Genomic DNA, 7,650 nt, shown 5'->3' on the forward strand with positions numbered 1-7,650 from the left:
GGGAGAAGGGGAAGCTGGCCGGTCACCGACCGCACCCCGCCCACCACATCCTCAGCAAAGGACGAAAAACACCATGACTGAATCATTGAAGTTCAGCGGCCCCGCCGACATCCTCGCGTACATCCCGCACACCCTGGGACAGGAGCCGGAAGAATCCTTCGTGCTGCTAACCCTGAACGGCAAGCGCCTCGGCGCGACCCTGCGCGTGGACGCCCCGGCCGAAGCCGCCCCGGCCGACTACGCCCAGACCCTCGTGACCTACCTCTGCGCGGACGAAAACGCCACCGGCACCATCTTGGTCATCTACACCGACGAAACCGGCCCCGACGGCGGCCGTCCCTACCGGGACCACGTCGACGCGCTCAGCAACGAACTCGCCCTCGCGGACATGCCCCTGAAAGACGCATGGATCATCACCAGCAACCACTGGCGGAACTACCTCTGCACAGACCCCTCCTGCTGCACCGAACAGCCGCTGGAAGCCATCACGGACAGCAACGGCAACGCCGCCCTGATCTACACCGGCAGCAACATCACCGGCATCAAGGAACCCGCACCGTTCACCGGGGACCCGGACACCGCCGAAGCCATCACCTCGGAGATCCCGCAGGGCTGGCCCGAAGACCTCGAGGGCGCCCGCGCCCTCTGGGAGAAGATCCTGAACGACCCCGCCACCCTCACCGCCGAGAGCGCCCGGGAACTGGCGGGAGCGTTCCAGCACCCCACCGTCAGGGACTACCTGCTCGCCGACGTCATCACCACCGCCCCGGAACAATTCACCTCCGTCATCCTCGGAGTCGTCAAAGGCCGCCCCGACTGGGCACGCGTGGACCGCGCCCAGGAACTCGCGTTCGAACTGATGAAATCCACCCCGGAAGGCCAGCGCGCACCGATGCTGTGCCTGATCGGCTGGCTCGACTGGCTCAAAGGCAAATCCAGCTTCGCCGCCCGCTACTTCAAACTCGCCATGGAGGACGTGACCGACTTCCGGCTCGCGGCCCTGCTCGCCGAGCTGGTCAACCGCGGACTCGTCGCCGACGTCGCCCGAAACAAGGCCACCGCCTACACCCCGCCCGCACGGAACTAGCCGCCACGGCCGGACCCCACACAAGGGGTCCGGCCAACGCCCCGTTCCCGGCCGTGAGTGCGCCGACCGTCGGCAACGCTGCGCGGGCGCACCTTGCCAGCCAATCCGGAGGAACCGCGGCTAGGGTGAAAGGACAACGCCGTCCGATCATCCAGGGAGCACCCGTTGGCAGCAGAATTCCGCATGACCGAAGACGACACCGCCGGCCCAGACGCCAGCGTGGCCGAAGACCTGCTGGAGCTGAGCCTGCTCACCGCAGAAGACCAGGGCCTCGGCCCCGTAGACTTTCCCGTGAAAGACCACAGACTCGACGAGCTGCAGATCGACGACGAGCTCTAACACCGGCAGCGACGACGCTGCCCACAGATTTCCTTTTGCTGAGGGAAAAACAGGGAAGGCCGGCACCAATGGTGCCGGCCTTCCCGCCATAACTTAACCGGCCGGCTGCCCGGCGCCGTTCCGGGGTTTCCGGCCCCGCTGCCGCCCGGTACGCCAGCCCCGCAAAGATTCATCCAGCGCCTGTAACTTGGCCGGGTCCAGCTCGCCACGGCGGGCCTTGTACCGCTGGGTATGCAACCACACTCCCAGCTCGTGCTCCTCATCGGTCACAGTCGCCTTGTGCCGGGGCCAGTCATGCCCGGCCGCCCGGTACTTCGCCAGGGCAGCAAGCCTGTCCCGCCACCTGGTCTCATCGGCCAGTGCACGCGGTGCGCCCTGCCAGCCCGGCAGCACGTCCAGTCCATCACGGAGCACCGGTGCCAGCGTCCCGGCTGCGGCGTCGCGGCGGCGGCGTTCCAGCCAGGACGCCAGGCTCCGCTCGGCCGCCGCTCGGGACATCCGCGACGGATACCGCCCCGTGTCCTGCACCATGGCCACCAGTTCGCGCACCCGCTCCAGCCCGTGCGTGCTGACTCGGGGCGACTTCCCCACCGCGGCCTTCTCATGCGCGGACTCAAGACCGGGATCCGCGGCCCTCGCCACCGCGAGGTGATAGCCGACGGTCGCGGCCGGCGTGCCCGTCAGCGCCGCGATCCGGGTACGGGTCAGCCCGCCCCGGTACATCAGCACCCACTCGGCCTTGGGCGCCGCAATTCTTCGAACAGTAATCACCGGATCATCCTGCCACCCGCGACCGGACGAGCCTCAGCCACCGGTACTCATTTACTCAAAGTGAGCAAATGAGTAAACGAGAATCCGTGCGTACCCAACGCAGGCAGTGATACCAGAGAGCAGCGGCACGCCTGCCGGAGGTCAGCCCAGGGGCAGGCCGAGGATGCCTGCGGCGAGTCCCAGCACGGCGCAAACGCCGATGGTCCGCAGGGCCGAAAACCTGAAGCGGAAGATCAGCAGCGCCGCCACGGCGGCGATCACGGCAGCGGCCAGGTTCACGGAGTTGGGGTCCGGCCGCTGCAGGTGCACAGGGCCCCACACCAGCGGTGTGGTCTGCGAGAACACGATGTGGACGGCGAAGTACAGGGCGAGGTTGGCAATGACTCCGACGACGGCGGCGGTGATGCCGGACAGCACGCCGGCCAGTGTCCGATTGCCGCGGAGCCGTTCGACGTAGGGGGCGCCGAGGAAGATGAACAGGAAGCAAGGGACGAAGGTCACCCAGGTGGTCAGCAACGCCCCGGTGAAGGCCGCGGTCCAGGGGTCCAGGGTCCCGGGGTTGCGGTACGCGCCGATGAAGGCGACGAACTGCACGACCATGATCAGCGGCCCGGGTGTGGTTTCGGCAAGGGCCAGGCCTCGGACCATTTCGGCGGGCGAGAGCCAGTGGAAGGCTTCCACTGCCTGCTGGGCGACGTAAGACAGGACCGCGTACGCGCCGCCGAAGGTGACCAGCGCCGTGCCGGAAAAGAAGAGTCCCTGTTGGGTCAGGACTGAGCCGGGTCCGGTCCAGAGCACGACGGCGAGAACGGGCAGGAACCACAACGCCAGACCGGCAACCAGGATCAGCGCCGCCCGCCGGGTGGAGAGCCTGTCGGCGTGAAGGGCGTCGTCGGCGATCACCGGGGCCAAGGTGTCTGTCTGGTCCTCCTCGGGGGCGGGGGCGAAGGTGCCAGGGGCGGCCCGGCTCAGCACCCAGCCGGTGAAGCCGGCGGCGGCGATGACGGCTGGAAACGGCACGGAAAAAACGGCCAGTGCAACGAAAGCGGCGACCGCGAGGGCGATAAGGGCCGGGTGGTTGAGGGCGCGGCGGGCGACGCGGACGACGGCTTGGGCCACGATCGGCAGCGTCGCGGCCGCCACTCCGCCGAAGACCGCCATGATGAGCGGGACCGTGCCGAAGAGAACATAGACAACAGAGAGGGCCAGCAGCGCTACGACGCCGGGCAGGACGAACAGGATCCCTGCGACGAGCCCGCCAAGCCTGCCGTTGAGCAGCCATCCGATGTAGATGGCCAGCTGCTGGGCTTCCGGCCCTGGCAGCAGGACGCAGAAATTCAGCGCATGCTGGAACCTCCGGTGACCGATCCACCGTTTCTCGTCCACGAGGACACGCTGCATCACCGCGATCTGCCCGGCCGGTCCGCCGAAGGTCTCCAGCGAAATCAGGAACCAGGTCCGCACCGCAGTCCGGAACGGAACCAGATCACGCACCGCCGGCCCGGTGTCCGGAACTGCCTTCATCACGGCCTCATCTCTCTTACCCGGTGCAGGCCACCGCCCAGGGGCCGTCCGTCAGAATCTGAGCCATCGTGGCACAGGCCGTCCCATGCATGGAGGGTTCCCGTCACAAAACGACCCGGCCCGACCCGGGGGGTAACCACAGGCGCCCCGCTTCCAGCAGGCACGCTCCGGCGGGTTCCCGGGCAATGCCGGGTCGGTGATGACAGCCGGGACGAACACAACTAGGATGAGTGCACATACATGCACATATGCACCTAGGGGGCTTGGCTCATGCTGGCAGTTCTGCGCAACATCACGTACCGCCGGCTGTTCGCCGCGCAGATCGTGGCGCTGATCGGCACCGGCCTGCTCACCGTCGCACTGGGGCTGCTGGCCTACGACCTGGCCGGCACCAACGCCGGCGCCGTGCTGGGCACCGCTTTGACGATCAAGATGCTCGCCTACGTCGGTCTCGCCCCGGTGATCAACGCCCTGGTGGCGCGCTGGCCAAAGAAGCGTGTGCTGATCGGGGCCGACCTGATCCGCGCCGCCATGGCTCTCTGCCTGCCCTTCATCACCGACGTCTGGCAGATCTATGTGGTGATCTTCCTGCTGCAGTCCGCGTCAGCGACCTTCACCCCGGCCTTCCAGTCGCTGATCCCGACCATCCTGACGGATGAGCGGGACTACACCCGCGCCCTGTCCTTGTCCCGGCTGGCCTACGACATGGAGGCCCTGGTCAGCCCCGCCATCGCCGCGCTGCTGCTGACCGCAGTCAGCTACAACAACCTCTTCATCGGCACAATCGCGGGCTTCCTCTTCTCGGCCCTCATGGTCGCCGTCACCGCCCTGCCGAAGATCCGGACGGGTGATGGGCCGGTCACGTCGCTGTGGCACCGGACCACGCTCGGAGCACGAATTTTCTGGCGGAACCGGCGGCTGCGGTCCCTGCTGGCGCTGAACCTGGTCGTCGCAGCACCGACCGCCCTGGTACTGGTCAACACTGTCGTCTATGTCCGCGACGTCCTGGCCCGGCCGGACACCGATCTTGCCCTGGCGCTGGCCTGCTTCGGTGTTGGGTCGATGATCGTGGCGCTGACTGCGCCCCGGGTGCTGGACCGGTTCGGGGACCGGGCCGTGATGCTCACTGGCGCCGCGGTGATACCCGTCGGCCTGGCCGGCGCCACCGCCCTAACCGCGCTCGGCGTCGGCGGCGCCGGATGGGTGTGGCTGCTGGGTCTGTGGTTCCTGCTAGGCGCGGGGAACTCCACGATCCTCACACCCTCGTCCCGACTGCTGCGGGACGCCTCCACCGAGGCAACCCGGCCGTACGTTTTTACGGCGCAGTTTTCGCTCTCGCACGCCTGCTATATCCTGACCTATCCGCTGGCCGGGTGGGTCGGCGCGGCCGCCGGGCTGGGCTGGGCTGCCGCCGCCTTGACGGTTATTGGGATGATAGGTGCTGCAGGTGCATTCCTGTCCTGGCCCCGGCACCCCGCCGTGGTGCCCCCGGAGTCCGAGAGTGAGGAGCGCAGCGATGAGCAGCCAGCCCGAGCGCGCACCCAAAGCCGCACCTGAGAAGCCGTCCTTGGTCCACCCGGTCACCCCGGGCCCGGAGCTGCTCGAGACCGCCGCTGGCACGTTGCGGATGCTGGCCGAACCCACGCGTCTGCACCTGCTCTGGCAGCTCTCCACTGGTCCGAAAACCGTCACCGAACTCACCGCCGTCGGCACCGTCCCCCGGACGGTGGTCAGCCAGCACCTGGCCAAACTCCGCCTCAGCGGTCTCGTGGACACACGCAAAGACGGTCGGCATATCATCTACTCTCTTCATGACGGGCACTTGGTCCGCCTCATCCGGGAAACCATCAACCACGCCGACCACCGGATCACCGGCGAACCCACCCACGACTAACCGCCCATGACAGTCACCACCGCCCAGACGGCGGGTCGCCCACGCACGCCCGCCGGCGCACCCGCACGGTTTCTGCGCACCCTGGTGATCGCCGCCGCGGTCCTTGGCCTGGCAGCAGCTGCCCACACCGCTGCCGGGGCCGCCCTGCCGCCGCCGCCGGTGATGCTCCTGCTGACGGCCCTTGCTTTTCCGCCGGTCATGGCCCTCTCCCGTCACCGGCTGAACCTGACGGCCCTGGCTACGATCCTTACCGCCGGACAGGGCCTCCTGCATCTGGCCTTTACCGGGCTCTCCGGCTCGCCGGGCCACTGCACCGCTGCCGGCACTGCCGCCGTCGGCCATCACCAAGCCTTCGCCATTCCGGAGTGCGCCGTCACCGGCGCGGCTGCGGCCGGACACCAGGTCGTTGCTGGTACGGGAGTTGCCATGACGGTGACCCATGCCCTCGCGGTCCTGGTCACGGCAATCGTCCTGGCCCGTGGAGAAGATGCCGTCTGGCAGCTGCGCGCCTGGCTCCGCCCCCTGGCCGGCATCCTTCAGCCGGTTTCCGTGGCTCCGGGCGCGCGTGTTCCGGCCCTGCGGATCGGCACCATCCCCCGCTCCACACCACATACCCAGGTCGCGGCCCCGCGGGGCCCGCCATCACGGAGTCTCCGGCCCGCCGTCAAGGCAGTCTGACCTGCTCACCGCGCCGGATCCGCTATTCCTTCATTCATTAGCTTTGCCTGCCGCCTTCCGCGGTCCAGGCTGTCCTGAAAGGACACTCCGTGATTTCTTCCGTTCGCCGTGCCACCGCCGCCGGCACACTCGCCGCAGCCCTGACCTTCGCCGCTTTCCTTGGCGCGGCACCTGCCCAGGCCCACGATGCCCTGGCCTCCACCAGCCCCACCGACGGTCAGAGCATCACCACCAACCCCGGCAAGGTCTCCATCACCCTGAACAACCCGCCGAACACCCAGCTCAAGGGATCCAACATCATCAAGGTCACCGCTCCGGACGGCCACGTGGTCAGCAGTGGCGAGCCGAGCGTCGACGGCGCAACGCTGACCACCAAGGCCGAGATCGATCACCCCGGCAAGCACACCGTGGCCTGGCGTGCCGTCTCCGCGGACGGACACCCCATCGAAGGAACCTTCACCTTCACCTACGCCGGGACCGAGGACCACGCCTCATCAGCCGCAGCCACTACGTCCCCCGCGACGCCGTCCGCTGCCGCCTCGGCCGCGAGCACCCCGGAAACAGCAGCCACCAGCCCCGTCACCCAAGCAGCCGAACCCGCAGTGCAAACGGAAACCAACAACACCGGATGGCTGATCGGCGCCGGCGTCGTCATCCTGGCCATCGCAGCACTCGTCTACGTCCTGACCCGCCGAGGCAAAGCAAACGCCAAATAAACCCGAGGGGAGCGCGGAAGCGATGATGCCGCGCTCCCTCTTGGGCTCGCTTGCAAGGGGTGTGTGAGGACGGTCCTGAAGAGGCTCAGCCCTGCCCGCAGGAACGCCCACCGACGGCCCAGCCATTCCGGTCTCATAGAGCGTTGCTGCTGCCTCCTGTGACGAGAACCGGTCGGTTGCACTCGCCCATCCGAGGACGGCTCGGGGCCGGCCGTTGATTTTCATCGGCCGCAAAACGAACCTCAGTCGCTTCCACCGCACTGAGGTCCGTCCCTTTCTGGAGACTTCCCCCGAGCGGGCCGGTTCCTGGCAGGTACGGCGGGGCAGGGAACACCCGGCAACTCGTCATTCCCGAGCACTAGCGATCCTTAAACGCGTGAATCATGACACTGAATCACATGAACCTGCAGGTCACCTGCATCGACAAGTGTGGTCGAGTTCCGAAAACAGCCTGTGGCACAAAGTGCATGCTCGCGGTGCTCGCACTCGGTCGGGCGTCCGCTGGCGCGGCCGGCTGTTGGGTCCAGTGCGCCCGTCGCAGGGCTCCGGGCACCCTGGCCCTGGTTGTCTACGACGTTTTTTGTCTGCTGTCCTTCGGATTATCGTGCCCGCTCCGGCCCCATCCAGCCCCTCCTTCGTCG

The 7,650-nt window shown here is 67.7% G+C and carries 8 protein-coding genes; 6 read left to right on the top strand and 2 right to left on the bottom strand.

The window, feature by feature from the left end:
* Positions 1-73: 73 nt before the first annotated feature.
* Positions 74-1,087: a DUF4192 domain-containing protein gene (locus CXQ90_RS21410; protein ID WP_104141352.1), complete on the top strand. Its 1,014-nt coding sequence runs from the start codon at positions 74-76 to the stop codon at positions 1,085-1,087.
* Between the two features lie 183 nt (positions 1,088-1,270).
* Positions 1,271-1,426, top strand: a complete 156-nt coding sequence (locus CXQ90_RS22570) for a hypothetical protein (protein WP_181038671.1) — start codon at positions 1,271-1,273, stop codon at positions 1,424-1,426.
* Positions 1,427-1,519: 93 nt separating this feature from the next.
* Here CXQ90_RS22570 and CXQ90_RS21415 read toward each other — a convergent pair whose 3' ends face one another.
* On the bottom strand, positions 1,520-2,197 hold the full coding sequence (locus CXQ90_RS21415; protein WP_258064695.1) for a helicase associated domain-containing protein: 678 nt from the start codon (positions 2,195-2,197) through the stop codon (positions 1,520-1,522).
* 141 nt (positions 2,198-2,338) lie between these two features.
* A complete protein-coding gene (gene chrA, locus CXQ90_RS21420) occupies positions 2,339-3,721 on the bottom strand; it encodes a chromate efflux transporter (RefSeq protein WP_104141354.1) in 1,383 nt (460 codons plus the stop codon).
* Between the two features lie 270 nt (positions 3,722-3,991).
* On the opposite strand from chrA, the gene CXQ90_RS21425 reads away from it, so the two are divergent.
* The 4 genes from CXQ90_RS21425 (at position 3,992) to CXQ90_RS21440 (ending at position 7,009) form a co-directional block, all read left to right on the top strand.
* Complete coding sequence (locus CXQ90_RS21425; RefSeq protein ID WP_104141355.1) at positions 3,992-5,278, top strand: MFS transporter; 1,287 nt, start codon at positions 3,992-3,994, stop codon at positions 5,276-5,278.
* Entirely contained in the window at positions 5,238-5,615 is a 378-nt protein-coding gene (locus CXQ90_RS21430; protein WP_104141356.1) for a helix-turn-helix transcriptional regulator, read from the top strand. Before CXQ90_RS21425 ends, CXQ90_RS21430 begins: the two co-directional genes overlap by 41 nt.
* Before the next feature lie 6 nt (positions 5,616-5,621).
* The gene (locus CXQ90_RS21435; RefSeq protein ID WP_104141357.1) at positions 5,622-6,293 is read left to right on the top strand and encodes a hypothetical protein; all 672 of its coding nucleotides are present in this window, start codon (positions 5,622-5,624) and stop codon (positions 6,291-6,293) included.
* Positions 6,294-6,382: 89 nt separating this feature from the next.
* On the top strand, positions 6,383-7,009 hold the full coding sequence (locus CXQ90_RS21440) for a copper resistance CopC family protein (protein WP_104141358.1): 627 nt from the start codon (positions 6,383-6,385) through the stop codon (positions 7,007-7,009).
* Positions 7,010-7,650: the final 641 nt, after the last annotated feature.

This window comes from Arthrobacter sp. ZGTC131, from assembly GCF_002929275.1.
GTDB lineage: Bacteria > Actinomycetota > Actinomycetes > Actinomycetales > Micrococcaceae > Arthrobacter.

Excerpts from the sequence above, each read along its gene's own strand:
- CXQ90_RS21435 (WP_104141357.1), top strand. The coding sequence starts at position 5,622 with ATGACAGTCACCACCGCCCAGACGGCGGGTCGCCCACGCACGCCCGCC.
- CXQ90_RS22570 (WP_181038671.1), top strand. The coding sequence starts at position 1,271 with ATGACCGAAGACGACACCGCCGGCCCAGACGCCAGCGTGGCCGAAGAC.
- CXQ90_RS21430 (WP_104141356.1), top strand. The coding sequence starts at position 5,238 with ATGAGCAGCCAGCCCGAGCGCGCACCCAAAGCCGCACCTGAGAAGCCG.
- chrA (WP_104141354.1), bottom strand. The coding sequence starts at position 3,721 with ATGAAGGCAGTTCCGGACACCGGGCCGGCGGTGCGTGATCTGGTTCCG.
- CXQ90_RS21410 (WP_104141352.1), top strand. The coding sequence starts at position 74 with ATGACTGAATCATTGAAGTTCAGCGGCCCCGCCGACATCCTCGCGTAC.
- CXQ90_RS21425 (WP_104141355.1), top strand. The coding sequence starts at position 3,992 with ATGCTGGCAGTTCTGCGCAACATCACGTACCGCCGGCTGTTCGCCGCG.